The sequence below is a fragment of the Nocardioides pymetrozini genome (genome assembly GCF_046058985.1).
GTDB lineage: Bacteria > Actinomycetota > Actinomycetes > Propionibacteriales > Nocardioidaceae > Nocardioides.
Genome location: NZ_CP175556.1, coordinates 3,296,166 through 3,322,019 on the forward strand (window position 1 = coordinate 3,296,166; position 25,854 = coordinate 3,322,019).

21 protein-coding genes and 1 riboswitch are annotated in these 25,854 nt (G+C 73.0%); of the genes, 4 read left to right on the top strand and 17 right to left on the bottom strand.

Going from position 1 to position 25,854, the window contains the following annotated elements; all coding sequences use genetic code 11:
• Positions 1-89 precede the first annotated feature (89 nt).
• The 6 genes from ACJ5H2_RS16165 to ACJ5H2_RS16190 form a co-directional block, all read right to left on the bottom strand.
• The gene (locus ACJ5H2_RS16165; RefSeq protein WP_408896445.1) at positions 90-1,208 is read right to left on the bottom strand and encodes an XdhC family protein; all 1,119 of its coding nucleotides are present in this window, start codon (positions 1,206-1,208) and stop codon (positions 90-92) included.
• Positions 1,201-2,325: a vWA domain-containing protein gene (locus ACJ5H2_RS16170; RefSeq protein WP_408896446.1), complete on the bottom strand. Its 1,125-nt coding sequence runs from the start codon at positions 2,323-2,325 to the stop codon at positions 1,201-1,203. Before ACJ5H2_RS16170 ends, ACJ5H2_RS16165 begins: the two co-directional genes overlap by 8 nt.
• Positions 2,322-3,200 (bottom strand): AAA family ATPase, encoded by an 879-nt coding sequence (locus tag ACJ5H2_RS16175; protein WP_408896447.1) that lies wholly within the window; start codon positions 3,198-3,200, stop codon positions 2,322-2,324. The genes ACJ5H2_RS16170 and ACJ5H2_RS16175 overlap by 4 nt, the downstream gene beginning before the upstream one ends.
• Before the next feature lie 54 nt (positions 3,201-3,254).
• Entirely contained in the window at positions 3,255-3,470 is a 216-nt protein-coding gene (locus ACJ5H2_RS16180; RefSeq protein ID WP_408896448.1) for a hypothetical protein, read from the bottom strand.
• A 7-nt stretch (positions 3,471-3,477) separates the two neighbouring features.
• Positions 3,478-4,038 carry an NTP transferase domain-containing protein gene (locus tag ACJ5H2_RS16185; RefSeq protein WP_408896449.1) on the bottom strand — a complete coding sequence of 187 codons (561 nt, stop codon included), beginning with the start codon at positions 4,036-4,038 and terminating at the stop codon, positions 3,478-3,480.
• A 509-nt stretch (positions 4,039-4,547) separates the two neighbouring features.
• Positions 4,548-11,462, bottom strand: coding sequence for a DUF5979 domain-containing protein (locus tag ACJ5H2_RS16190; protein ID WP_408896450.1), 6,915 nt, complete (start codon positions 11,460-11,462; stop codon positions 4,548-4,550).
• 236 nt (positions 11,463-11,698) lie between these two features.
• Between ACJ5H2_RS16190 and ACJ5H2_RS16195 the strand changes: the two genes are divergently transcribed.
• The 3 genes from ACJ5H2_RS16195 to ACJ5H2_RS16205 all read left to right on the top strand — a co-directional run bounded on the left by ACJ5H2_RS16195 (position 11,699) and on the right by ACJ5H2_RS16205 (position 14,234).
• Positions 11,699-12,250, top strand: a complete 552-nt coding sequence (locus ACJ5H2_RS16195; protein WP_408896451.1) for an AAA family ATPase — start codon at positions 11,699-11,701, stop codon at positions 12,248-12,250.
• 47 nt (positions 12,251-12,297) lie between these two features.
• Complete coding sequence (locus ACJ5H2_RS16200; protein WP_408896453.1) at positions 12,298-13,767, top strand: hypothetical protein; 1,470 nt, start codon at positions 12,298-12,300, stop codon at positions 13,765-13,767.
• A gap of 155 nt (positions 13,768-13,922) precedes the next feature.
• Complete coding sequence (locus ACJ5H2_RS16205) at positions 13,923-14,234, top strand: hypothetical protein (RefSeq protein WP_408896454.1); 312 nt, start codon at positions 13,923-13,925, stop codon at positions 14,232-14,234.
• Positions 14,235-14,364: 130 nt separating this feature from the next.
• Here the strand turns inward: ACJ5H2_RS16205 and groL are convergent, their stop codons facing one another.
• The 4 genes from groL to ACJ5H2_RS16225 all read right to left on the bottom strand — a co-directional run bounded on the left by groL (position 14,365) and on the right by ACJ5H2_RS16225 (position 18,347).
• A complete protein-coding gene (gene groL / locus ACJ5H2_RS16210) occupies positions 14,365-15,993 on the bottom strand; it encodes a chaperonin GroEL (RefSeq protein ID WP_408896455.1) in 1,629 nt (542 codons plus the stop codon).
• A 105-nt stretch (positions 15,994-16,098) separates the two neighbouring features.
• Positions 16,099-16,968 (bottom strand): RimK family alpha-L-glutamate ligase, encoded by an 870-nt coding sequence (locus tag ACJ5H2_RS16215; RefSeq protein WP_408896456.1) that lies wholly within the window; start codon positions 16,966-16,968, stop codon positions 16,099-16,101.
• A 10-nt stretch (positions 16,969-16,978) separates the two neighbouring features.
• A complete protein-coding gene (locus ACJ5H2_RS16220; protein ID WP_408896457.1) occupies positions 16,979-17,818 on the bottom strand; it encodes an SGNH/GDSL hydrolase family protein in 840 nt (279 codons plus the stop codon).
• A gap of 58 nt (positions 17,819-17,876) precedes the next feature.
• Positions 17,877-18,347, bottom strand: a complete 471-nt coding sequence (locus tag ACJ5H2_RS16225) for an OsmC family protein (protein WP_408896458.1) — start codon at positions 18,345-18,347, stop codon at positions 17,877-17,879.
• A gap of 87 nt (positions 18,348-18,434) precedes the next feature.
• On the opposite strand from ACJ5H2_RS16225, the gene ACJ5H2_RS16230 reads away from it, so the two are divergent.
• Positions 18,435-20,024 (top strand): acyl-CoA synthetase, encoded by a 1,590-nt coding sequence (locus ACJ5H2_RS16230; RefSeq protein WP_408896459.1) that lies wholly within the window; start codon positions 18,435-18,437, stop codon positions 20,022-20,024.
• A gap of 84 nt (positions 20,025-20,108) precedes the next feature.
• Here ACJ5H2_RS16230 and ACJ5H2_RS16235 read toward each other — a convergent pair whose 3' ends face one another.
• From ACJ5H2_RS16235 to ACJ5H2_RS16265, 7 genes are all read right to left on the bottom strand, one after another.
• The gene (locus ACJ5H2_RS16235; RefSeq protein ID WP_408896460.1) at positions 20,109-20,390 is read right to left on the bottom strand and encodes a MoaD/ThiS family protein; all 282 of its coding nucleotides are present in this window, start codon (positions 20,388-20,390) and stop codon (positions 20,109-20,111) included.
• A gap of 31 nt (positions 20,391-20,421) precedes the next feature.
• Positions 20,422-21,708 carry a threonine synthase gene (gene thrC / locus ACJ5H2_RS16240; protein WP_408896461.1) on the bottom strand — a complete coding sequence of 429 codons (1,287 nt, stop codon included), beginning with the start codon at positions 21,706-21,708 and terminating at the stop codon, positions 20,422-20,424.
• 10 nt (positions 21,709-21,718) lie between these two features.
• A riboswitch (SAM riboswitch) is annotated at positions 21,719-21,865 on the bottom strand.
• Between the two features lie 86 nt (positions 21,866-21,951).
• Positions 21,952-22,794, bottom strand: a complete 843-nt coding sequence (gene otsB / locus ACJ5H2_RS16245; protein WP_408896463.1) for a trehalose-phosphatase — start codon at positions 22,792-22,794, stop codon at positions 21,952-21,954.
• A gap of 49 nt (positions 22,795-22,843) precedes the next feature.
• On the bottom strand, positions 22,844-23,410 hold the full coding sequence (locus ACJ5H2_RS16250; protein WP_408896464.1) for a LytR C-terminal domain-containing protein: 567 nt from the start codon (positions 23,408-23,410) through the stop codon (positions 22,844-22,846).
• Positions 23,411-23,429: 19 nt separating this feature from the next.
• Positions 23,430-23,732, bottom strand: a complete 303-nt coding sequence (locus ACJ5H2_RS16255; RefSeq protein ID WP_408896465.1) for a DUF3263 domain-containing protein — start codon at positions 23,730-23,732, stop codon at positions 23,430-23,432.
• 114 nt (positions 23,733-23,846) lie between these two features.
• Entirely contained in the window at positions 23,847-24,497 is a 651-nt protein-coding gene (locus tag ACJ5H2_RS16260; RefSeq protein ID WP_408896466.1) for a response regulator, read from the bottom strand.
• Positions 24,494-25,756, bottom strand: a complete 1,263-nt coding sequence (locus tag ACJ5H2_RS16265) for a sensor histidine kinase (RefSeq protein ID WP_408896467.1) — start codon at positions 25,754-25,756, stop codon at positions 24,494-24,496. Before ACJ5H2_RS16265 ends, ACJ5H2_RS16260 begins: the two co-directional genes overlap by 4 nt.
• Positions 25,757-25,854 lie beyond the last annotated feature (98 nt).

Below are 25,854 nucleotides of genomic sequence, written 5' to 3' on the forward strand. Positions count from 1 at the left end.
AAAGTGGACTACGCCCTCACGCTGTTGTCAAGGAGGTCGGCGCAGGCGGCGCTCAGCTGTGGAGAAGTCCCGCCTCGCCGGGGGACGGCTCAGCTGTGGATGCGCCCCGACCGCACGCCCAGCGGCTCGCCGGAGCCGCCCCAGCGACCGGCCACGATCTCGGCGGCGATGCTGATGGCCGTCTCCTCCGGCGTCCGGGCACCGAGATCGAGCCCGATCGGGCTGTGCAGCCGCTCGAGCTCCGCCTCGGTGAGACCGGCCTCGCGCAGGCGCGCCATCCGGTCGTCGTGCGTACGACGCGAGCCCATCGCGCCGACGTACCCGACCGCGGGCAGCCGCAGCGCCACCTCGAGCAGCGGGACGTCGAACTTGGGGTCGTGGGTGAGCACGGCGATGACGGTCCGGGCGTCGACGCGGCCCGCGTCCTGCTCGGCCGCCAGGTAGCGGTGCGGCCACTCGACGACGACCTCGTCGGCGCCGGGGAACCGGCTGGTGGTGGCGAAAACGGGCCGCGCGTCGCAGACCGTGACGTGGTAGCCGAGGAAGGCACCGACCCGCGCGACCGCGGCCGCGAAGTCGATCGCGCCGAACACCAGCATCCGCGGGGCGGGGGCGAAGGCCCAGACGAAGACCCGCATGCCCTCGCCGCGCCGCTCGCCGTCGGGTCCGTAGGACAGTGTCCCGTGGTGCCCGGACGCGAGCAGCCCGAGCGCGTCGTCGCGGACCGCGTCGTCGATCCGGGCGCTGCCGAGGCTCCCGGCCATCGGCACGTCGGGATGGATGACGACCCTGCGCCCGACGTACGACGGCTCGGGGTGGTCCACCACGGTGGCGACCGCCACGGGGCGCCCGGCCTCGATGTCGGCGGCGATCCCACCGAGCTCCGGGAAGGTCTCGCGGCTCACCTTCTCGACGTACACGTCGAGGATCCCGCCGCAGGTGAGGCCTACGGCGAAGGCGTCGTCGTCGGAGACCCCGTAGCGGCGCAGGGTCGGCGTACCGGACGCGGTGACCTCCTGCGCGAGGTCGTAGACCGCCCCCTCGACGCAGCCGCCCGAGACCGAGCCGACCGCGGAGGCGTCCGGGCCCACCAGCATGGAGGCGCCCGGCGGTCGCGGCGCGGACCGGAAGGTCGCCACGACGGTGCCCATGCCGACGGTCTCGCCGGCCTCCCACCAGGCGAGCAGCTGGGGCAGCACCTCACGCACGACGGACCTCCTCGACGAGCTCGGCGAACGTGGCCAGCGAGTGGCCGGCCAAGAAGGCGTCCACGTGCGGCAGCACGGCGACGATCCCCTGCTGGACCGGGGCATAGCCGTCCTTGCCGCGGTGGGGGTTGACCCACACCACCTTGTGGGCGAGCCGGTGCAGCCGGTCGACCTGCTCGGCCAGCAGGTCGGTCTCGCCGCGCTCCCAGCCGTCGCTGAACACCACGACGACCGCACCGCGCGCCATGCCGCGTCGGCCGTGCCGGTCGAGGAACGCCTGCAGCGTCTCGCCGAGCCGGGTCCCGCCCGACCAGTCCGGTACGACGTCCCCGGCCGCCGCGAGGGCACGCTCCGGGTCGCGCCGGCGCAGGGCGCGGGTCAGGTGGGTGAGCCGGGTGCCGAGGCTGAACACCTCGACGCCGGGGCCGGCGTTGACGACCCGGTGCGCGAGCCGCAGCAGGGCGTCGGCGTACCCGCTCATCGAGCCGGACACGTCGACCAGGAGGACGACCCGCCGGGGCCGGGTCGCCCGGTGGCGGCGGTGGATCTCGGCGGGCTCCCCCATCCGGCGCAGGCTGGCCCGCAGCGTGCGCGAGGCGTCGACGGCGCCGCGGCGGTGCGGCGTACGGCGGGCGGTCGGCCTGGTCGGGAGGCTCACCGGCAGGCCCGCGAACATCGCCGCGAGGCGGGCCCGCTCGGCGGGGTCGAGGGTCGCGACGTCGCGGTGCCGCAGCACCTCCGCGGCGCTGGCGGCGGCGCGGACCGGGTCGTCGTCCTCGCCGGGGCCGCCGGAGGCGCTCTGGTCGTCGGGAAGCAGTGCCGCCGACACCTGGGGCCGGGAGGTGCGGGGCCGGCCGGTCGGCGTCGTGACGTCCCGCCGGAACCACTCCTCGAACACCCGGTCGTGGCGCTCGAGGTCCTCCGGCGTCGCGCACAGCGTCGCCCGTCCCGCGGCCCGGGTCGCCGCGCGATGCGCGATGCCGACCAGGGACACGGCGTCGAGGTAGGCGCGGGTCCGGTCCTGGGTCACGGGCACGCCCGCCGCGCGGAGGGCGGTGGTGAAGCCGAGGAGGATCTCGTCGGCGGCGTGCGCGGAACCAGCCGAGAAGTCCGTCATCGTGCCAGCATCCGGTCGAGCGCCGCGCGCACCCGCTCGGCGTCGTCGCGGTACTTCACGAGCGCGCCGAGCGTGCGCGCGGCGGTCTCGACGTCGAGGTCGGTGGTGCCGAGGTGCTGCAGCGCGCGGGCCCAGTCGAGGGTCTCCGCGACGCCGGGCGGCTTGAGGAGGTCGGAGCCGGCGCGCAGCTGCTGCACGACGTCGACCACCTGCCGCGCGAGGGTCGCGCTGACCTCCGGCGCGCGCGAGCGCACGATCGCGACCTCCCGCTCGAGGCCGGGGTGGTCGATCCAGTGGTAGAGGCACCGGCGCTTGAGGGCGTCGTGGAGCTCGCGGGTCCGGTTCGAGGTCAGGACGACGGTCGGCGGCGTGGCGGCCTGCACCGTTCCCAGCTCGGGGATCGTCACCTGGAAGGTCGAGAGGACCTCCAGCAGGAACGCCTCGAACTCGTCGTCGGCACGGTCGACCTCGTCGATCAGCAGCACCGCGGGGCTCTGCTGGAGCGCCGCCAGCACCGGGCGGGCGAGCAGGAAGCGCTCGTCGTACAGGCTCTTCTCGGCCTCCTCCACGTCCCCGCGCGACGCGCCCGACAGTGCCTCCAGCGCCCGCAGGTGGAGGATCTGGCGCGGGAAGTCCCAGTCGTAGAGCGCCTGGGTGGCGTCGATCCCCTCGTAGCACTGCAGCCGGATGAGGGGCCGGTCCAGGGACTCGGCGATCGCCTCGGCCAGCGCGGTCTTGCCGGTGCCGGGCTCACCCTCGAGCAGCAGCGGCCGCGACATCTCGAGCGACAGGAAGAGCACCGTCGCCAGGTCCTCGTCGCACAGGTAGCCCGTCTCCTCCAGCCGGCGGGCGAGATCGGCGACGCGCGTGTCCATGCTCCCCAGGCTAGGGGGAGGTCGTTGGCGCGAGGTTGGCAAGTGTTGCCGAAGTCAGCGCGGCGTGTACATCCAGCGCAGGAGCGTCCGGCTCCCCAGATAGCCGAGCGCCCATCCGGCCAGGGAGAGGACCACGACGACCCAGACCGGGGCGTCGAGGGCGTAGGGCACCGCGGTCAGCACGGCTCCGCCGAGTCCCGGGCCCGTCATGGCGACCAGGCCGGCGAGCCACGGCGGGACGTCGCGCACGTCGGTGGTCGGGGAGCTCACGGAGCCATCATCGCCGGTCCACGTCCGCGCCCGTGGCGAGATCGCCGCATTCGACGAGCGCCACGTCATGCGCCGCGAGATAGGCGCGAGCGCCACGGTCGCCCACCGCGCTCTCGGCGACGCCTGCCCAGTGGGCCCCGCCGAGAAGGACCGGGTGACCCGGCACGCCGCCGTACGACGCGCGGGCGAGCGTCGCGGGGCCGACCGGGGCGGCGGCCAGGACCCGGGCGACCACCCGCGCCGTGACATCGGGCAGGTCGACGAGGTGCACCAGGGCGGCGTCGGTGTCCGCGTCGTCGAGGGCGGTCAGGCCGGTCGAGAGCGACGCCCCCATCCCCGTCGACCAATCTGCCGACCGCACCGTCGTCACCCCGGCCAGGCCGGTGAGCAGCGGCTCCGCCTCGTCGGCACCCGCGCCCAGGACCACCACGACATCGCTGCAGCCGCCACGGCGCAGGACCTGGACGGACCGGGTGAGCCACGGTGTCCCGTCCTCGTCGCGGACGAGTGCCTTCGGCATGCCCATCCGGGTGCCGGCACCGGCGGCGAGGAGCAGGCCGTGGACCACGCGTCAGAGACTAGTGGTCCGGTCGGGACCGGGCTCGCGATGCGGCGGTCCGCCTCGGCCGGGCAACGAGGCACCCTGCAGGAAGGCCCCGTATGCCTCTCGCGCATCCGCGTCGACGGTCGTCGTGCTGGGCCCGTACCGGGTGTCTGTGCGGTCTCGCTTGGGGCCGGAGAGCCAGCAGCGCTCACCGGTCTCGACATCGTAGAAGTTGCTGTCGAAGGCCCGAGCCCGCCGCAGGACGCGTCCGTGGACCCGAGCAGTCCTCCAGCTCCGGGTGAACTCCACCCACGCGATCCAGGAGGGACCCCGGTCGATGTCGAACCCGGTCTTGAGCTGCACGAACATGATCCGCCGCGCCATCGGTCACCACCTCCCCCGGTCCGTCGTGCCTCGACTCATCATCGTGCACGGCCGACGCGCCGTCCGCACTCGGATATCGCACCGACGCCCGCCTTCCGCGGGCGTCATCAGCCGTCGGGGCGCCCCGGGCCTGGGGCGCCCCCCGACCGTCAGTCCCGTCGCCTCCTCGCCGCCACGGCGACGACCCAGCCCACGAAGACCATCGCGGTGCCGAGAAGCAGGTGCCAGGGCCGGAGGTCGGCACCGGTGGCGGGCAGACCATCGGTGTGCTCGTCGCCGGCGCCGGGGTCGGCAGCAGCCTCGAACCTGTTGACGACCTGCACCGACGCCTCTCCCGGAGCGCTCGTGCCGGTCAGGTCGACGGCGATCCTCGGCGTGCGGCTCCTGGTCGTCGTGCCCGCGACCACCGCGGTCATCGTGGTCGACGCGGCTCCGCCGTCCTTGGTCTCGGTGAGCGCGCAGGACGCGCTCGAGGGCAGGTCCGGGTACGACGCGCGGTAGTCGTTGCCGCGGGAGAGGACGCGGTCCGCGCCTCCCGGGACGTCGAACGCCACGCGCTGGCCGTCGACGAGCCAGGTGCAGGCGAGGGCGACGCGGAACGGGCCCTCCGCTCCCGGAGCCGAGATGTCGCCGACGACCTCCTTGGTCACCTCGAGCGAGGTCTGCCGGAAGGTGTTGGTCGCGGTGAGCGTGACCCGGCTCAGGCCTCCCTGGACGTCCGGCGCGGGCACTTCGACGGTGCCGTCGGCCGGCACCATGAGCGCGCTGGTCGCCCCGCCGGTGCCGGTCTCCTCGGCGGTGCAGGAGGTGCCGACCGCGAACGGGCCCACCGTGCGCGACTCCCCGGCGGCGAGACGGACCGTCTCGTCGTACGGCGTCTGGCCGCGGTAGGTGCAGCGGACCTGGAAGGTGAAGGTGCCCGTGCCGTAGCGGGTGGCCCCCGCACCCTCGACCTTCTTCTCCAGGGTCACGGTGCCGGCGTCGTAGGCGTTGGTGATCTCGACGTCGGCCGGCGCGACGCCGGGCGTGACCGTCGCCGAGCCGTCGCCGTGGTCGACGACGTTGGTGCCCGTGACCACGATCCGGTCGGCGAAGAACCGGTCGGTCTCGGTGACCCGGCAGGCCGCTCCGACGGGGATCCGGTCGGCCGGCGCCCTGAACGTCTCGCCCGCCTCGAGGGTGAACCTCAGCTCGGTGGCACCGGCGTCGTCGAAGGTGACGGCACGGCCCGTGATCGAGGTGCAGCCCAGGGTGAACGTGAACGGCCCGAAGGTGGTCCCGGTCGCCTCGGTCCGCACCTCCTTGGTCACCGACAGCCCGGTGAACCGATAGTCGTTCGTGATCGTCGCATGCGCCGGGGTGTCCCCGATCTCGACGGTCACCGGCGTGCCCGAGCGCGAGGTCTCGCCGAAGGTGCCGACTGCCCCCTGCTCGGTGAAGGTGCAACCGCTGCCGTGCGCGCTGATCGGGATCCCGTCCAGCCGCGCCGTCCGACCGGTCGCCTCGCGGAGCTCGAGCTCCGCGCCCGCCCCCAGGTCGAGGGCGACGCCGCCGGCCTGGCAGGCGGCGTCGACGCGGAAGACACCGGGCGCGTACGCCCCGGCCGGTCCGGTGACCTGCTTGTCGACCACGACGGAGCCGGTGCGCAGGTGCACGCCGACCTTGTTGGGGGCGATCTGGCGGAAGGCGTTGATGCCGGTGTACTTGAACTTGATCCCGTGCTGGTTCCACGCGACCAGGTCGTCGGCGGGAGCCACGGCCGGGACGCCACGGGCGTCGGCGGGCGAGGCCATCACGTTCGTGGTCGAGAACGTGACGTCGACACCCTGGCCGGCGCGCAGCGAGCCGGCGGTGGTGGAGCGGAAGTCCAGCCGGACCCGGATGCCGGTCACCTGCGACCAGTCGGTGTCCCCGTCGGGCTCCGCCCAGGTCTCACCGCTCTGCTCGCAGACCGGCTGGGTGGCCAGGCCGCTCCAGGTCCCCACACAGACGTCGGGGCTGGTGGTGACCTCGACCCGCTGCGTGGTCCCGGCCGGGGCCGAGACCTTCAGGGACCCGCCGACCAGCTGGGGTCGGTACGCCGAGCCGCGCGCGCCGCCCGAGACCAGCTGCCGGTCGCCGCGCACGGGCAGCTGGTCGAAGACCGTCATCTCGTCGATGGCGACCGTGCCGGCGTTCACGCTGTGCAGGACCCAGTCGTCGGTCCCGTCGACCTCGCTGTTGGCCACGCACGGCGAGCGGTAGTAGGCGCCGCCGGTCGCCGTCAGCGTCGGGCTGCAGGTGGCCGCGGGGTTGCCGGGCTGGGAGGCGCCGGGCAGCGAGCCGCGGACGCCCTTGACGGTGTAGAGGTTCGGACCGGTGACCGTGCCGACGTAGTCGGACGTCCCGCAGGTGTGCGGATCCGCGGCCCAGTCGCCGGTGAGCGGTCCGCCCGCCACGGTGTTGCGACACGACGCGAGGGTCTCCTCGGTGCGCGCGATGATCGTGTTGGTCGCGGTCTGCCCGGTCCCGAGCCCGGGCTGGAGCTCGAGGCTCAGCCGGATCCGGAACACCTCGCCGGGCCGCATCCGCGCGCCTGCCTCCGGCCAGGTGAACCGCAGGGCGGAGCCCCCGGCCTCGGGAGTCACCGTGACGTCCTCGGACAGGGTGCCCGCGGGGTCGGCGGTGAAGACGGGCGCCGGGGTGCCCGTGTAGAGCAGCTCCTTGGGCAGCACGTCGCGCAGCTCGGTGAGCGTCAGGTAGCCGGTCCCGGCATTGCGGAGGGTCAGCTCGAAGGGCACGGCGTCGCCGACCGAGGCCAGCCGGTTGCCGTCGTTGGTCAGCTTGCGCACGGCGAGCTCGCGGCTGCCGGGTGACAGCTGGATCCCGGCCGTGGCGTCCTTCCGTGCGGAGTCGTTGCCGTCGGGACGGGTCGTCGCCGAGGTCTGCGTGTTCGGCACCGTCGTCCCGTCGAAGGCGACCGGGTCGCCGGACGCTCGGTGGGTCGACCGCAGCCGGACCTGGAAGCGGGCGCTGGCCGACCAGTTGGGCGCGGGGACCGCGGCGGAGAACAGGGCGCCGTCCGCCCGGGTGAAGGTGAACCGCACCCCCTGGATCTCGGCGAGCGGCAGGGAGCCGGGCACCTCCGCCGGCAGCGCGGCCGACGGTGCCGGCGCGCCGAGGACCCAGCGCTGGCCGTCGTACACGTCGACCTGGACGCGGTCGGCACCGGCGGGCAGGCTCACCGCGCCGAGGCCGGTGAACGCGAAGACGTCCCAGAAGGCGGCCGAGGACGCCTGGTCCTCGATCACGAGCCGCTGCGGCGAGAGCGTGCTGCGCGGGCTGGAGCCCTGGTCGGCGCCGAGCGTCACCGTGACCGGCACGTCGGGCGACGGCTCGGTGATCAGTGCGGGGCTGACCGACTTGGTCGGGTGCACGTTCACGAGACCGCCGGTGAGCCGCAGGGTCGCGTCGTCGACGTCGCCGGTGGCCACGCCCGGGCTGGTGACCGGGTCGTAGGACTGCGCGAAGACGCGATTGGTGACGTCGAGAGTGTCGCCGGCCCGCAGCACCTGGTCGGCGCCCGTGCTCCGCAGGGTGGGGCGCAGGCGGGTCTGCAGGGTGACGGTGAGCTCGTTGTCCTGGGTGATCGTGCCGCCCGTGGTCGCCGGAGCGGCGCCCTGGAAGGTCACGCTGATGCCGACGATCGTGCCGGGGCTGCTCACGCCGGCGTTGACGGCGGCGGCCGTGGTCCGCTCGGTCGTGTAGGCGCCGTCGGCGTAGCGCAGCAGCCACACCACGCTGGAGGCGAGGTCGACCTGGCCGGCCTTGCTCGCCGCGATCGTGATGCCGGTGACGTCGAAGCGGTCCAGCGGGTTGGGCCGGGACGGGTCGCCGAGGTGGTCGGCCGACAGGTCGAACGGGTCGGCGTGGGCACCCGCCGCGTCGGCGGCGCTCTGGCAGGCGGGCAGGCCGGTGTCGGTGCATCCCGCCGGGTCGGTCAGCCGGACGTACGACGCCCGGGCGGTCGAGCCGTTGTGGCCGGCGATCGTCCAGGTGGCCGTGGGATAGGCGCCGGGCGCCGTACCGACGGGCGGCACGTGCACGTCGGCCGTCGGCGCGACCGACTTGGCGACCGCGACTGCCGGCTCCGGGTCGAGGACCTGGATGGTGTCGGCGTCGGTCGCGACGATGACCGCGCCGCCGCCGAGCGGCGTGCCGGCGATGCGCACGTCGTTCTCGACGAGGCCGGAGTCGGGCGTGTTGTAGTCGCGGTCCTCCACCACGAAGGCGCCGTCGGAGCGGGCGCGGTCGCGGACCTGCCACTGCAGCGAGAAGCGGCGGTCGGTGCTGCCCGCACCGACGCCGGCGCCCGGCGCGGGGGCGAACGGGTCGAACGCGGGACCGGCCTGCCGGGCGGCCTCGCGCGCGGCGGTGTCCGCGGCGGTCTCGGCGAGCGTGATCCGCACGCCGGTCGTCGACGCGCGCTGGGCCGCGGTCAGCTCGTAGCCCTTGAAGCCGCGCGAGCCGTCCATCCAGGAGCCGCCCGGCGCCGGCACGGGCACCCAGCCGGTGCCGTCGTACAGCGCGACCTCGGTGACGGTGTCGTACCGGAGATACCACCCGGTGGCGTACGGCGTCGCGCTCGACGCGACAGGCTGGACGCGCACCAGGTCGAAGGCGTCGTAGACCGTCTCCGCCACCGCGGTGCTGGCCGGGTCGGACGCCGCGTCGGAGATCGCCACGGGCGACAGTCCGCGGCCCACGTTCCAGTCCAGGTGGGTGGTGGCGCGGTCGCTGGACTGCGCGTCGACCGCGGACTCGGCCCAGGTCTTCGCGATGTCGAGCCCGGGTCCGGGTCCGTCGGCGTCGGTCACGATGGTGCCGACGCCGGTGTCGCCGTCGTCGTCGGACAGCTCGTGCCCGCCCGCCGACTCGCCGTCCGCCTCGACGGTCGCGGCGTTGACGTACGGCGTCGGCCGGTCGGGACCGGGCGTGACCGCACCGCCGTCGCGCAGCTCGCCGCGCGCGGCGAACTCGATGTTCGGGGTGACCGTGGTGGTGGTGGCGAAGCCCGCGTCGTTGTGGAAGGAGAACCGGATCCCCTGCACGTCCTCGGCGTCGAGGCCCTGGGCGGCGAGGGCGGCGGTGGTCGCGGTGGCGTCGAGTCGCAGGACGCTCGCGGGTCCCTCGGGCCCGTGGACGACGAGGGGATGCCAGGAGCCGTCGGCGTCCTGCACCTCGACGGTGAGCCGCGTCCCGGCGGGGACCTGGGTGGGCGCGACCGAGACGAGGTCGAAGGCGTCCCAGAACTCCGCGTCACCGGTGCCGACGACGTCGGTCAGGACGATGTCGTGGACCAGCGCGCCGTCTCCCTGGGCGAGCGCGGTGGACTGCAGCGAGGAGATCACCGCGTCGCCCGGCTCGACGGCCGACGACGGCCGGACCGTCTTGGTCAGGGTGGTGGTGATGGCCGGGTCGACGATCCGCACGGTGTCGCTGTCCTCGTCGGCGTCCGTGAGGCCGTTGGACGCACGTACGTCGGCGTCGACGCGGTTGGTCAGGGTGAGCTCGGGCAGGCCGCCCGTGGCGTCCTCGCTGGTGGCGATGGTGAAGGCCGCGCCACCGGACTCGTTGGCGCCGATCGGGCCGGTCCAGGTGATCTCGAAGCCGGAGATCGCCGCGCCGGGCCCGGCGGGGACCTGGCCACGGGTCACGGTCTCGGTCGTCTGGCCGCCCGCCAGCAGGTGGTAGGCGATCGTCGCCTCGTCGGCGTCCGCCGGCCAGGTCAGTGGTCCGTCGAAGCCGCCGAAGGTCACCTCGTCGTCGAAGAAGTCGAGGTCGGCCAGGTGCAGCCGCTCCACGGGAACCTCGCCGTTGGTGCCGGTGATCCTCGCGGGCGCGTCCTGCCCGGCGGTGATCCGGTCCGGCGAGATGTTCTTGTTGGCCTCGACGGTGGGGATGGCCGGGCGCACGACGTACGACGCCTCGGCGTCGTCATGGACGGTCGGCTGACCCGCGAGGATCGCGGACCCGGTGGCGACGTTGTCGACGCGGTGCTGCGCGGTGGAGAGGTCGCCGGCGTCGTTGCGGTGCGTGGAGCGCTGCTCCACGTCGAGCTCGAGCCGCGCCTGCTGGCCGGGAGCCAGGCTGCCGGCGCAGGTGAGCCGTACGCCGCCGACGTCGGCGTTCGTGACGCCGGCCGGGAGGCTCAGCGGCTCGGCGCGCGGGGTCTCGGGCCCCTGGGTCCAGCTCCAGGTGCCACCCGTGCGGACATAGGCGTCGACGCGCACCGTGGCGCAGCCGGCGTGCAGGGCGACGTCGCCGAAGCCGGTGAAGTCGGTGATCGTGAACGGGTTGCTCGCGTCGAGCTGGGCCGCGCCGTCCGGGGCGGCCTTCGGCTCCTGGACGCTCAGCCGGTCGACGGCGACATTGCTGCTGTTGCGGACCTCGAGGCCGATGACGGAGTCCGCGCCCGGGTCGAACGCCTGTGCCTGGGGCGTCCACGTCTTCTCGACCGCGACCCCGGTGGTGATCGGCGCCTCGACGTTGATCGTGGCGCTGCTCGTCTTCGGGTCGGCGTTCGAGGCCGTCACGCGGGCGGTGTTGACGATGTCGCCGCTGCGGCCCGGCGGGTAGTCGTCGGGCACCTCGAGCGAGAGGGAGATCGTGTACGTCGTACCCGCCTGCAGGCCGGTGCCGACCGGGCCGTCGGTGGCCTGGTCCAGGTCGACCGTCAGGCCGGTGTCGGCGGTCACCGTGGCCGGAGGGGTCGCGCCGCCCCCCGGCGCCCAGGTCACCGTGCGCGGCACCGTGGCGGCGTTCGGGCTGAACGAGACGTTCTGGATGCCGAAGCCGACCAGCTCGTCGGGCAGCTCGTCCACGACCCGGGCGTCGAGGCAGTCGTCCTCCGAGCAGCGCACCTGGATCAGGTACGTGAAGGTCTCCCCCGGCTGCGGCTCGGCCTGGTCGACCGTCTTGTCGATCTGCAGCGAGTCCGCCGCGGCCGTCGACGGCGGCACGGCCATCAGCGCGCTCACCATCGCCACCAGCATCGCCAGGCCTCCCACAACCCAACGACGCATGCTTCCGCCCTCAGGGCGCACTGCTCCCACGGTATGTCCCTCTCCCCTTGTCCCGCCGCGACGGTAGGCGCCACGGCTCTGCACCGCAGCCGAACGCCCGGATTGTTACCCAGGTCTCACCAAAAGTGATTCGGGCTTCGCTCCCGCTCGGCGGTACGTAGACGGCGACGAGACCCGCGAGGTCACGCGAAAATGAGAAGACTTCTCCACGACTTGTGGCGGGTAGCGTGCGGGACGTGGCCCGTCTTCTCCACCTCAACGGCCCGCCGGGGATCGGGAAGTCCACGATCGCCCGGCGGTACGCCGCGGAGCACCCGGGAACGCTGAACTGCGACATCGACGTCCTGCGCACGCTCGTCGGCGGATGGGCAGACGACTTCGTGCGGGCCGGCTCGCTGATCCGACCCGCCGCGCTGGCGATGATCGAGGCCTATCTCGCGAGCGGCCAGGACGTCGTACTCCCCCAGCTGCTGATCGACCCTGCGGAGATCGGCCTGTTCGAGGGGTGCGCCGCGCGAGCGCAGGCGCAGTTCGTCGAACGACTCCTCATGGACGCGCCCGACCGGGCGGTCGCGCGCTTCCACCGGCGCGGGGCGGACCAGCCCGACGACCCCTGGCACGCGCAGGTCCGGGCCATCGTCGCCGCGCAGGGCGGCGACGAGGCGATCCACCGCCGCCATGCGGCGCTCCAGGCACTCGCGGGCAGCCGTCCCGACGCCGTCGTCGTCGAGAGCGCGGAAGGCGACGTCGAAGAGACCTACCGGCGCCTGCTCGCCTCGCTCGCCTGAGGTTCGGGGGCGGGGTTTGTGTCGGGGGTGTGGCGCAGGATCGGGTCATGGACATCGACCTGGCGGAGCTCTCGGCGGCGGAGCTGCTGGCGCGCGCCGAGGCCAATGTCGACGTACGCCGCCAGGCCGAGGTCGACCAGCTCCTGCTCGCGCTGGCCTGGTGCGACCGCAATGGCAACGACCCGCAGTCCGCCCCCGGCGCCGCGCCGGTGAGGGCAGGCGGGGACCGGCTGGTCCGGCTCGGTGGCGACGGCACGCCGCTGGTCGCCGAGCTGTCCATCGGCGAGCTGGCCATCGCCTTCCAGGCGGGCTACGTCAGCACGCACCACCTCGCCGCCGCGGCGCTCGACCTGCGGCACCGGCTGCCGGCGCTGTGGAGCCTGGTGCTCGAGCTGAGGATGCCGGTCTGGCTGGCGCGCAAGGTCGCGGTGATGGCCCGTGAGCTGGACCGCGAGGCCGTTCGCGTCGTCGACGCTGCCGTCGCCGCGGCGGTGGACGAGGCACCCGGCCGGATCCTGCGGATCGCCGAGGCGAAGGTGATCGAGGCGGACCTCGCCGCCCACCAGGCCCGGGTCGCCGAGGACGCCCGGAAGACCGGATGCTGGCTCTCCAAGCCGCGCCCCGGCGAGATCATCGACCCGGTCGGCGGTGGCGAGGCGGCCACCCGCCGGTTCGCCGCGAAGCTGCCCGCCGGTGCCGCGGTCCACCTGGACGCCGCGATCAACGACCTCGCCGACGCCCTCGAGGCGCACCAGGACCGGGGCTCGGACGACGAGCCCGCCACTCGGGCCCAGCTGCGGGCCGAGGCGTTGGCGCTCCTCGCGGACCCGCACGCCGCAGCACGCTTCCTGGATGGGTTGGACGGCGCGGACGACTCACCCGCACCGCCTAGGGCGCCGGCCCGACGCCGCAAGGCCGTCATCCACGTGCACCTCTCGGCCCTCGCCCTCAGCGGCATCATCCCGGGCGTGACCCGGGTCGAGGGTCTCGGTCCGTTCCTGCTCGAACAGCTCGCCGAGCTCCTCGGCCGCCACGACCTCACCGTGCAGCCCGTGCTGGACCTCGCCGGCGTCACGAGCGTGAACAGCTACGAGCACCCCACCATCGTCCGCGAGCGCACCATCCAGCGGATGTGCGGCGACGTCTTCCCGCACTCCACGAACCTGGCCAGCGTCGGCGGACGGTTCGACCTGGACCACCCCACTCCCTACGTCCCGCCCGCCCGCGGCGGACCACCCGGCCAGACCGGCGACCACAACGCCGCTCCCCTGGCCCGCCGGCACCATCGGATCAAGACCCACGGCCACCTGCCCGACGGAGGCGGCGGCTACCAGGTGCGGCAACTGGGCCTTACCGCCTACCGCTGGATCACACCCCACGGGTTGGCACGCGTGGTCACTCCACGCGGCACGACGCGCGTCGAGCTGCTGCGTGATTCCGACGGCACCGTGCTCGGCGAGTCCTATCCAGCGCCGCCTGGGGTCGAGATCCACGCTGCGCTCGCCTGGCCGTCGTGAGGTGTTACGCCGGGCATGCCCCGTTGGCGGGGCTGGAGAGCCTTGTTGGGCGGCTGGGGCGGCCGGTCAAACCGCCGCGTCTGGGATAGAGCTCGAGGAGCCCGCTCACACCGAAGGCCGGGCGAGAGCCCGACGGCTATGAAATGGTGTGCCGCATGCCTTGGTTCACCGTGCGCAGCCACTACCGCTTCGCTGGCCTGCACAGTGGACGAGATGTGTACGAGGAGCGGGTTGTTCTCTTCCAAGCTCTCGACGCGGAGGGGGCGATCGTGCAGGCGGAGCGGGAAGCCGCGGAGTACGCCGAAGGCATCGAGCCTTGCGAGGTATTGCCGCTGTTCCAGTCCTTCACGCTGTTCGACGAACCACGTCACAGGGCGGAGCTCTACTCGTTGATGCGGGTGAGTGACCTGGAGCCCGACCCCTATCTCGACCACTTCTTCGACACGGGAGACGAGCGCACGTCCTAGCGTGTGCTGCCCGGGCATGCCGTGATGAGTACGACATCCTCCGCATCTGCCAAGCAGCACAGCAACAAAGCCACAGGGCCCCCGCCGAAGCGAGGGCCCTGTGGGGATGAAGCGGCGAAGCAGCCTGGACTCAGAAGTCCATGCCACCCATGCCACCGGTCGGGTCGCCAGCGGGGGCGGCCTTCTCCGGCTTGTCGGCCACAACGGCCTCGGTGGTGAGGAACAGCGCGGCGATCGACGCGGCGTTCTGCAGCGCCGAGCGGGTCACCTTGGCCGGGTCGATGATGCCCTCGGCCAGCAGGTCGACGTAGTCACCCGTCGCGGCGTTGAGGCCCTGGCCGGCGGGAAGGTTCGCGACCTTCTCCGCGACGACGCCGCCCTCGAGGCCGGCGTTGACGGCGATCTGCTTGAGCGGGGCGGACAGGGCGACCTTGACGATGTTCGCGCCGGTGGCCTCGTCACCCTCGAGCTCGAGCTTGTCGAACGCGTTCGCGCCGGCCTGGACCAGAGCGACACCACCGCCGGGCAGGATGCCCTCCTCGACGGCCGCCTTGGCGTTGCGGACGGCGTCCTCGATGCGGTGCTTGCGCTCCTTCAGCTCGACCTCGGTGGCCGCGCCGACCTTGATGACGGCCACGCCGCCGGCCAGCTTGGCGAGGCGCTCCTGCAGCTTCTCGCGGTCGTAGTCGGAGTCCGACTTCTCGATCTCGGCGCGGATCTGGTTGACCCGGCCCTCGATCTGGGCGGTGTCGCCGGCACCCTCGACGATGGTGGTCTCGTCCTTGGTGATGACGACCTTGCGGGCCTGGCCGAGCAGCTCGAGACCGGCGGTCTCCAGCTTGAGGCCGACCTCCTCGGAGATGACCTGGCCGCCGGTGAGGATCGCGATGTCCTGCAGCATGGCCTTGCGGCGGTCGCCGAAGCCGGGGGCCTTGACCGCGACCGACTTGAAGGTGCCGCGGATCTTGTTGACCACCAGGGTCGACAGCGCCTCGCCGTCGACGTCCTCGGCGATGATGACGAGCGGCTTGCCCGACTGCATGACCTTCTCGAGCAGCGGCAGCAGGTCCTTGACGTTGCTGATCTTGCTGTTGGCGATCAGCACGTAGGCGTCCTCGAGGACGGTCTCCATGCGCTCGGGGTCGGTGACGAAGTAGGCCGAGATGTAGCCCTTGTCGAACCGCATGCCCTCGGTCAGCTCGAGGTCGATGCCGAAGGTGTTCGACTCCTCGACCGTGATCACGCCCTCCTTGCCGACCTTGTCCATCGCCTCGGCGATGGCGTCGCCGACGGTGGCGTCGCCACCGGCGGAGATCGTGGCGGTGGCGGCGATCTGCTCGCGGGTCTCGACGTCCTTGGCCATGCCGAGCAGCTGCTCGGAGACGGCGGAGACGGCGGCCTCGATGCCGCGCTTGAGACCCATCGGGTTCGCGCCGGCGGCGACATTGCGCAGACCCTCGCGGACCAGCGCCTGGGCGAGGACGGTCGCGGTCGTCGTACCGTCACCGGCGACGTCGTCCGTCTTCTTCGCGACCTCCTTGACCAGCTCGGCGCCGATCTTCTCGTAGGGGTCCTCGAGCTCGATCTCCTTGGCGATGGAGACACCGTCGTTGGTGATCGTGGGGGCGCCCCACTTCTTCTCCAGCACGACGTTGCGGCCCTTGGGGCCCAGGGTGACCTTGACGGCGTCCGCGAGCGTGTTCATGCCACGCTCGAGACCGCGGCGGGCCTCCTCGTTGAAAGCAATCAGCTTCGACATAACTCCTGCGATTCCTTCGCGATGTCCGTTGTCACTCTCAAGGCGAGAGTGCCAACGTCATGTTTAGCACTCGACCATGGCGAGTGCAAGGAGAAGGCCGTCTTCTCAGGCCGACCTCAGCCGCCGTACGACGACCTCGGCGAAGCGCTCCGCGTTGGCCGGGTCGACGTCGAGGTAGAGCCCGGGCTCGATCAGCTCCAGCTCCCCGACCACCCAGCGGCCCTCCCAGGAGACCAGGTCGACCCGCGCGTACGCGAGGTCCGCGTCCCAGTGACGGGCCCCCTGCCGGACGGCCTCGGTGGCCACGGCCGCGCGCTCGGGGTCGAGTGCGACCGGGCGGCTGCTGCCGCCGTACAGCTCGTGCACGCGCACCTCCCCCGTCGCCGCCTGCGACCCCACCACCTTGTCGACCTGGGCGACCGCGCGCCCGTCGAAGACGTAGACCGAGGACTCGCCGGTCGTGCGGACGCTCTCCACGAGCGGCTGGGCGAGCCAGGGTCCCGCGACCAGGCCCTCGAGGCGCGGGTCGGCGAGGCTCTCGGCGACCACGACGCCCACGCCGCCCGCGCCCGTGCGCGGCTTCACCACGACACTCCCCCACCGCTCGAGCGCGTCCGCCAGGCCCGCGGCCAGGTCGGTGTCGTCGAGGGTGGCGGTCGGGACGGTGGGGACGAGCTGCGCGAGCTCGACGAGATAGGCCTTGTCGGCGTTCCAGGCGAAGACGTCGGCTCCGTTGAGCAAGGTGGTGGCGGCGTCCACCTCCCGCGCCCAGGCGAGGAAGTCCGCGAGGCGGCGGTGGTAGTCCCAGGTCGAGCGCACGGCGACGAGGTCCGCGGCCGACCAGTCCACGCCAGGGTCGTCCCAGCGCACCCATCGGGCCTCGATGCCGTGCGGCGCCAGCGCCTTCGGGAGGGCGGCACCCCCCGGCTCGCCGTCGGGCATCAGGTCGAAGGTCGCGAGGAGGACGGTGGCCATGGGCGCGAGCCTAGGAGGCCGGCGCGTGGTGTCCGAACGGGACCCGCTCCGCGTGACCGAGCGCCAGTAGGACCGACGGCAGCAGCGCCTTCGCGGTGCGCTTGTAGCCCAGGGCGCTGGGATGGAAGCGGTCCAGGCTGAACATCTCGTCCGGGTTGGTGATGAAGAAGGGCCCCACCACGTGCGCGAGCGAGACCGCGTGCGCCCCGTTGCGTACGGCGACCTCCGCCTGCGCCTGCGCCAGCTGGCGCGACATCCGCGAGCCGAGCGAGCGAAGCGGCTGCGGCACCGGCCGGAGCGCGCCCAGGTCGGGACAGGTGCCGACCACGACCTCCGTCCCCTGCTCCCGCAGCCGCACCACCGCCGTCTCCAGGTGGGCCGCGGAGGTCGCCACCGGCACCCGGTGGGTGACGTCGTTCCCGCCGATCACGATCACCGCGACGTCGGCGCGGTAGCCCTCGGGCAGCCCGTCGAGCTGCCCGCTCAGCGCCGAGCTCTCCGAGCCGACCACCGCGGCGGTGCGCAGCGCCACGGGCCGACGCACCTCGCCGGCCAGGCCGCGCGCGATCCGCGCGCCGAGGGTGTCCTTGGCCCGCTCGGCCCCGAGCCCGGCGGCGATCGAGTCACCGAGGACGAGCAGCTGGAGGGGCGGCCCGTCGTACGACTTGCGCTTCCAGACCTTGTCCGCCGGGATCGCCTCCTCGCCGAGCGGCTTGCCGATCCGCGCGCGGGCGATCGCCGCCTGGCGGCGCAGCAGCTCGCGCCCACCGCCCGTCGTCACGCCGACCCCGGCGAGAGCCAGGCCGGCGGCGAGGAGGGCGGTGCGGGCGCGGCGGGTCGGGGCGGTCATGGCTGCTTTGAACCAGACCGGCCTGAACGGATCGTGGCCGGGCAGTGGCCCCGGGGTGTCAGGTCCCGGCGACGAGGATGGTCGGCTCGTGTCCGACCGGGAAGCTCACGGACGCCGCGATGAAGCAGTTCCGGCCGGCCTCGCCGTGGATCTCGCGCGCGGTCTCGACCATGTCGGGCGCGGCGACGGTGACCCGGGGCCGCAGCGTGACCGAGGTGAACCGGCCGCCCTGTCCCACCTGCGCCATGGTGCCGACCGGGCTGTCGTCGTACGCCGTGACGACGACGCCGTGGTTGACCGCCGAGTGGAGATAGGACAGCAGGTGGCACTGCGCCAGGGCGGCGAGGAGCAGCTCCTCGGGGTTCCAGCGCGCCGCGTCGCCGCGGAAGGTCGGGTCGGCCGAGCCGAGGAGGTCGGGCTTGCCCGACGCGGTGAGCAGCACGGTCCGGTCGTAGTCGCGGTAGCCGGAGGTCCCGGTGCCGCGGTTGCCCTGCCAGGTGAGGTCCAGCGCGTAGTGGTGGTCGGTCACCGGGCCATTGTCCCGACGAGCACGCAACCCGTCACCGAGTGGAGCGTTTACTGGCAAGAACCTGTTCTAGTTTGGCACTCTTCTCCTGTGACCCCCACCACACGGACCGCCGCCCGTCCCCTCAACCTCGCCGACGTCCTCGAGGGGATGGCCGACGCACTCCCGGACCGGGCCGCCATCCACACCGGCGACCGCGTGTGGACGTTCGCCGAGATCGACGAGCGCGCGACCCGGCTGGCGAACCACCTCGTCGGCCTGGGCATCCAGCCGGGGCAGCACGTCGCCGTCCACTCGACCAACCGGATCGAGTGGATCGACGCGCTCTACGGCTGCCTGAAGGCGCGGGCGGTCCCCATCAACATCAACTACAAGTACCTGCGCGACGAGCTGGCCTATCTCTACGACAACGCCGACTGCGTCGCCGCGATCGTCGCCCCCGAGTTCGTGGACGCCGTGGCCGCGCTGGACACGCCGACCCTGCGGCACACGATCGTGCTCGGCGAGGAGTACGACGCCGCGCTGGCCGCGGCCTCGCCGGAGCGCACGATCGCCGGCCGCACCGCGGACGACCACTACGTGCTCTACACCGGCGGCACGACCGGCTACCCGAAGGGCGTGGTGTGGCGCAACGAGGACCTGCTGCGTGCCGCCCTGAACGCCGGCAGGTACGGCGCACCGCTCGACTCGGTCGAGCAGCTCGTCGAGGAGGCCGTCGCCGTCGAGAGCCCCATGGTGCTGCTGGCCTGCGGGCCGATGATGCACGGCGGCAGCCAGTGGATCGTCGGCAACGGCCACGTCGCCGGCCACACGGTGGCTCTGTACACCGAGCCGCACTTCGACGCGGCCACGATCCTCGACCTCGTCGAGAGGGCGAGGGTCGTCTCCCTGACCTTCCTGGGCGACGCCATGGGCCGCCCGGTCGCCGAGGCGATCCTCGCCGAGCCGGACCGGTGGGACCTGTCGAGCCTGGCCGCCGTGTCCAACGGCGCGGCGCCGCTGTCGGACGGCGTACGCGACGAGATCCGGCGGGCACTGCCGGGCCGCTTCATCCTCGACTCCTACGGCTCCTCCGAGTCCGGCGCTGCCGGCTCCCGGATGGACGACGGCAGCGAGGCCGGCCAGAGCGCTCCGCGGTTCACGGTGAACGACCAGGTCGAGGTGTTCGACCCCGAGCTCAAGCCCTGTCCCGTGGGCGTCGACGGGATGCTCGGGCGCTGCGGACCGGTGCCGCTGGGCTACTACAAGGACCCGGAGAAGACCGCCGCGACCTTCAAGGTGATCGACGGGGTGCGCTGGGCGATCCCGGGCGACTTCGCTCGGCGCGAGGAGGACGGCTCCGTCACGGTCCTGGGCCGCGGCTCGGTCTGCATCAACACCGGCGGCGAGAAGGTGCACCCCGAGGAGGTCGAGGCGGTACTGCTGCGCCACGAGGACGTCTTCGACGCGGTGGTCGTCGGCACCCCTCACGAGCGCTGGGGCCAGCAGGTCACCGCCCTCGTCCAGCGCCGGGACGGCGTGACGCTCACCGAGGACGACGTACGCGAGCACTGCCGCGCGCTCATCTCCAACTACAAGGTCCCCAAGACGGTGCTCTTCGTCGACGAGGTGCCGCGCACCCCCGTCAGCAAGGTGGACTACCCCGCCAGCGCCGCCCTGGCCGCCCGTCTCCTCGGTTGAGTCGTCGGTTCTGACCCGCCGAGTCGTCAGAAGTGATGACTCGGCGGGGCAGAACTGACGACTGGACGGGTCAGAAGTGACGACTCAACGAGAACCACCGGCGACCGCGGGGATCACGGAGACCTCCGCGCCGTCGGGGGTGGGGGTGGCGAGGTCCTGCTCGAAGCGCACGTCGTCGTTGTTGACGTAGACGTTGACGAAGCGGCGCAGCTTGCCGTCCTCGTCGAGGATGCGGCCCTTGATGCCGGCGTAGCGGGCGTCGAGGTCGTCCAGGATCTCCGCCAGGTTGGCGCCGGTGGCGCTCACCTCGGACTCGCCGCCGGTGTAGGTGCGGAGGATGGTGGGGATCCGGACGCTGACTGCCATGGGGGTTCCTTTGCTTCGCGGTGGTGGGGGCTCAGAGGCCGGTGGCCTTGAAGGCGCTGTACGTCGGCGCGATGGTGGCGGCGGCGCCGACCTGGCCGGAGACCGCGTCGAGGGTCTTCAGCCCGTGGCCGGTGTTGATGATGACGGTCTCCAGGGAGGGGTCGAGCTGTCCGGTCTCGACGAGCTTCTTGGTGACCGCGGTCGTCGTACCGCCGGCGGTCTCGGTGAAGATCCCCTCGGTCCGGGCGAGCAGCACGATGCCCTCGCGGATCTCCTCGTCGGTGACCTCCTCGACCGCGCCGCCGGTGCGCCGGGTGATGTCGAGGACGTAGATGCCGTCGGCGGGGTTGCCGATGGCCAGGCTCTTGGCGATGGTGTCGGGCTTGACCGGGCGGATCGCGTCGGTGCCGGCCTTGAAGGCCGTGGCGACGGGACCGCAGCCGGTGGCCTGGGCGCCGAAGATCCGGTACGGCTTGTCCTCGACCAGGCCGAGCTTGATGAGCTCCTGGAAGGACTTGTCGACCTTGGTCAGCTGGGAGCCGGAGGCGACCGGGATCACGACCTGGTCGGGCAGGCGCCAGCCGAGCTGCTCGGCGATCTCGTAGCCCAGGGTCTTGGACCCCTCGGCGTAGTAGGGCCGCACGTTGACGTTGACGAACGCCCAGCCCTCCTCCTCGCCGGCGATCTCGGAGGCGAGCTTGTTGACGTCGTCGTAGTTGCCGTCGACGGCGACGAGGTTCTCGGTGAAGATCGCCGAGTTGACCTGCTTGGGCTGCTCGAGGTTGCTCGGGATGAAGACGACGGTCTTGATCCCGGCCCGGGCGCCCGCCGCGGCCACCGCGTTGGCGAGGTTGCCCGTCGACGGGCAGGCGAAGACGGTCGACCCGAGCTCGCGGGCGGCGCTCAGCGCGCACGCGACGACGCGGTCCTTGAACGAGTTGGTGGGGTTGGTGGAGTCGTCCTTCACCCACAGCCGGTCGATGCCCAGGTCGCGGCCCAGGTTGGTCGCCCGCAGCAGGCGGGTGAAGCCCGGCTCGGTGTTGGGGCTGGTCTCGATGTCCGCGGGCACCGGCAGCAGCGCCTTGTAGCGCCAGATGTTCCGCGGCCCCGCCTCGATCTCCTCACGGGTCACCCGCGGGAAGTCGTAGGCGATCTCCAGCGGTCCGAAGCACTCCGGGCAGGCGTAGAAGGGGCCCAGGTCGACCTGGTGACCGCACTCGCGACAGGCCAGGGCGGTGGCGTTGCCGAACGCGCCCTCGCGCAGCCCGGGCTTCGCGGCGGTGGTCGTCTCGGACGCTTCGGTCACAACGGCGCTCATGGATTCCTCCTTCTCATCTGTCCCGCGCGGCTCTCGCCCGGGTCGGATTTGGCACCGTTTCCGCGACGCCGGCACCTGCGTGCAGGTGTCCGACGGGGGTTTCGCGGCGGTTGCCGGGACTTCTCAGGGCCGTTCCCTCAGTCCCTCTGGATGAGCAGGCTCAGCCTAGGGGTGCGCGGGGATGCGCACCCAATCGAGATCCCGGATAGCGAGACAGAAGTCCGCGATGTGGACGACGGGAGGTCAGCGGAGCGCGCGGGCGTCGTCGGTGAGCCGCCGCAGCAGGTCCAGTACGCCGGCAGGGCCGCGCACCACGACGTCGGAGAGCGCCATCAGGGCGCTCTGCTCGTCCGAGGCCGAGCACACCCGCAGCGTCGCCAGCCCGCGCCGGCCGAGCTCCTCGACCGCCTCGAAGGCCTCGATGTCGCCGAGGTCGTCGCCGGCGAAGACGAAGCCCTCGGCGTCGAGGACCGCGGCCAGGCGGTTCACCACCAGGCCCTTGTGGGAGCCGGCGGAGCGCACCTCGATGACCGACCGCCCCGGCTCGAGCACCAGGCCGTGCCGCTCGGCCAGCTCGCGCAACGGCGGCAGCAGCCGGTCGAACGCCGCCTCGGGGTCCTCCAGGCGGCGGGTGTGGACGGCGACGGCGAGACCCTTGTCCTCCACGTAGGCGTCGCTCGCACCGGCGCTGCGCAGCGCGCGCGGCAGGTCGCGCTCGAAGGTCGCCAGCCCGCGGGGCGGCCGGGCACCCACGATCCGCCGCCGTGAGGAGCTCCAGCGTTCGTTGCCGTACTGCCCGAAGACGAACAGCTCCTTGCCCGCCGCGTCGAGCGCGTCGCCGACCTCCTCCAGCCCGCCCAGGTCGAGCGCCTGGCGGGCCGGCCGGCCGGTGATCACCGCGATCGCGGCGACCTCCTCGGCGAGCTCGGTCAGCACCGCCGGGGCGTCGGGGTGGATGTGCGCCCGCGCCGGGTCGTCCACGATCGGCGACAGGGTGCCGTCGAAGTCGAGGCCGACGACGGTCCGCCGGGCCACGCGCACGAGCGCGTCGTACCGCTGTTCACCCTCGCTGGACGAGAACCTCACGTCCCCATCCCATCACGCCGGCCCCACGAGCGGGGGGTGACCCCGAGCCTCAGTCGAGCTCGCCGGTCAGGATGAGAGTCAGGTTGGTGTCGCTCATGTCGCTGTCGATGTCGGCCGGCAGGACCCGCGCGATGCCGAGGTCGAGGGCGAGCTGCTGGGCCACGGCCTTCTTGCCCTTCGGGAAGTAGACGGTGGTGGCCGGGACGGTGCCGTACCAGTTGTCCGCGGCGGCGACCTTCCAGCCGGCGGCCTCGACCTTCTCCGAGACGCGACCGGCCAGGCCGCGGATCGCGGTGTTGTTGAAGACGGCGACCGCGTGGTCCCCGCGGACGACGGGCGGTGGCGCGGGCTTGTCCTCGGTCGGGGTCTCGCTCGGGCCGGTCGACGCGCCCGGGTCGGTGGGCTGTCCGGCGTCGGGGCTGGGCGTCGCGGCCGCCTTGGTCGCGGAGATGTCGCGCTCGGCGGGCCGGTCACCGCGGGTGGCGACGAAGGCGATCGCGGCCAGTGCCACGGCGACGATGCTGAGCAGGACCACGGGCGAGGGCAGGACGGCGCCGCGCTGGTCGGTGCCGCGGGGCTGGTCGGGGCTGCGGGTGGGCCAGGTGGGGAAGGTCATGGCCGCGTGACTCCTCGGATCAGATCTCGAAACCCAGGCGGCGGGCGGAGCGCTGCCGCTGGCGCTGCGAGCGCAGCCGGCGCAACCGGCGCACGAGCAGCGGGTCGGCCTCGAGGGCCTCGGGACGGTCGATGAGGGCGTTGAGCACCTGGTAGTAGCGGGTGGCGCTCATGTCGAACTGCTCCCGCACGGCGCTCTCCTTGGCGCCGGCGTACTTCCACCACTGGCGCTCGAACTCGAGGATCGCGCGGTCGCGTTCGCTGAGGCTGCCGGGAGCGGCGCCGGTGGCGCCGTCCTCCTGGGTGCTGCGCTCGGCGGTCATGAGGTCTCCTCGACACATCAGGTGGGGAAGGTCGACAGGTGTACTGACTCGTACTGTAACCCGCGAATCACAACGATGTCATTCGGCCGCGCCGGGCGTTGGCACGGGACTGGGCTAGTCCTGACCCGCCCGGAGGAAGCGCACCACCGCCAGCACCCGGCGGTGGGACTGGTCGTCGTCCGGCGCGAGGCCGAGCTTGGCGAAGATCCGCTGGGTGTGCTTCTCGACGGCCGCCAGCGAGACGGTGAGCGCGTCGGCGACGGCGGCGTTGGAGCGTCCCTCCGCCATCAGCGCCAGCACCTCCCGCTCGCGCGGCGTGAGCGCGAGCAGCGGGTCACGACGGCGCACCATCAGGTGGCGCACCACCATCGGGTCGAGCACCGTGCCCCCGCCGCGCACGGTCTCGAGCGCGTCGAGGAACTCCCGCACCTCGCTCACGCGGTCCTTGAGGAGGTAGCCGACGCCGCCCTCCCCCGTCGCCAGGAGCTCGTCGGCGTACGACGCGACGACGTACTGCGACAGCACGAGCAGGCGCGCCTCGGGCCACTCCCGGCGGCAGGCCACCGCGGCGCGCAGGCCCTCGTCGGTGTGGCTCGGCGGCATCCGGACGTCGACGAGGGCCAGGTCCGGGCGTTCGGCCAGGACCGCCGCCACGAGGGCGGGTCCGTCACCGACAGCGGCCACGACCTCGTGGCCGGCCTCGGCCAGGAGGAGCTGCAGGCCCTCGCGCAGCAGCACGGAGTCGTCGGCGACCACGATCCTCACCGGATCGGCACCTCCGCGCGCAGCCGGGTCGGCCCTCCGCCCGGGGAGGCCAGGAAGAGCCGACCGTCGACGCCGTCCAGGCGGTCGCGCAGCCCGGCCAGCCCGTGTCCGGGCACCGCCGAGGCCCCGCCGGCGCCGTTGTCGTCGACGGTGACGTGGAGCTGCCCGTCCACGATCTCGAGGGTGACGTCGGCGCGGTCGGCACCGCTGTGCTTGACCACGTTGGTCAGCGCCTCGGCGGCGACGAAGTAGGCGGCGGTCTCGACGGCCAGGGGCAGCTGGTCGGGAACGTCGGCGACGACGCGCACGGGGATCGGCTGGCCCTCGGCCATCTCGACGACGGCGGCCGTCAGCCCACGGTCGACCAGCAGCGGCGGCGCGATGCCGCGCGAGAGGGCGCGCAGCTCCTCGACCGCCGCGCGCGTCTGGGAGACCGCCGCGTCGAGGGTCCGGGCAGCGCTGTCGGGGTCCTCGGCCAGCTGTACGCGAGCCCGGCCGAGGTCCATGCCCAGCCGGATCAGCCGCTGCTGGGGACCGTCGTGGATGTCGCGCTCCAGCTTGCGCAGCGACTCCGCCTCGGCCCGGTGGGCCGACTCCCGGCTCTCCTCCACCCGGGCGACCCGTCCCTGCAGCTCGGCCCGGCTCGTCAGCAGCACCGAGGCCAGGCTGGCGTGGAGGAAGGCGGCGAAGCGGACGGCGAGGGGCAGGGTGACCAGCGCGACGAGGCCGATGCCGGTGATCAGCCCGACGTCGGCGGCGCGGCTCTCGCCGAGACCGACCAGGTCGGCCAGGCTCTGCGCGTCGCTGTCGTCGCGCGGCAGGAAGCGCTCCCAGAACCAGTAGGACAGCCCGCCGAGCACCATGGCGCACCAGGTCACCGCGACCGCCGACGCCACCGTCGCGGTGACCCACCCGAGGAGTGACCACACCACGTCGAGCCACGACTGGGGGTCGCGCAGCGGCGTCAGCGTGCGCCGCCAGAAGCCGTCCCCCGCCCGGGCCGTGTGGTACGCCGGCCGGGGGATCACCCGGCCGGTCAGGAAGCCCAGCCGGCGCCGCTCCAGGTGGGCGAAGGCGCGGGCGGCGAAGGCGCTCGCCACCAGCACGAACACGCCGCCGATGACCACCGACATGCCGAGGCCGGCGGACACCAGGACGATCACGACCACGAGGGCGACGAGGGCCACCGGCAGGGCGGTCAGGGCGTAGCCCGTGTCGCGCAGCCATCGCCGGGTCGGCGGCGCCGGCGGGTTCGTCATCGTGGCCTCGGGTCGGGGACGGTCAGGGTGTCGTGCATGGCTCCAGCCTCGTCGCGCGCGGAGGCCAGCAGAATCCTGCCAGCACGACACCCATGGTC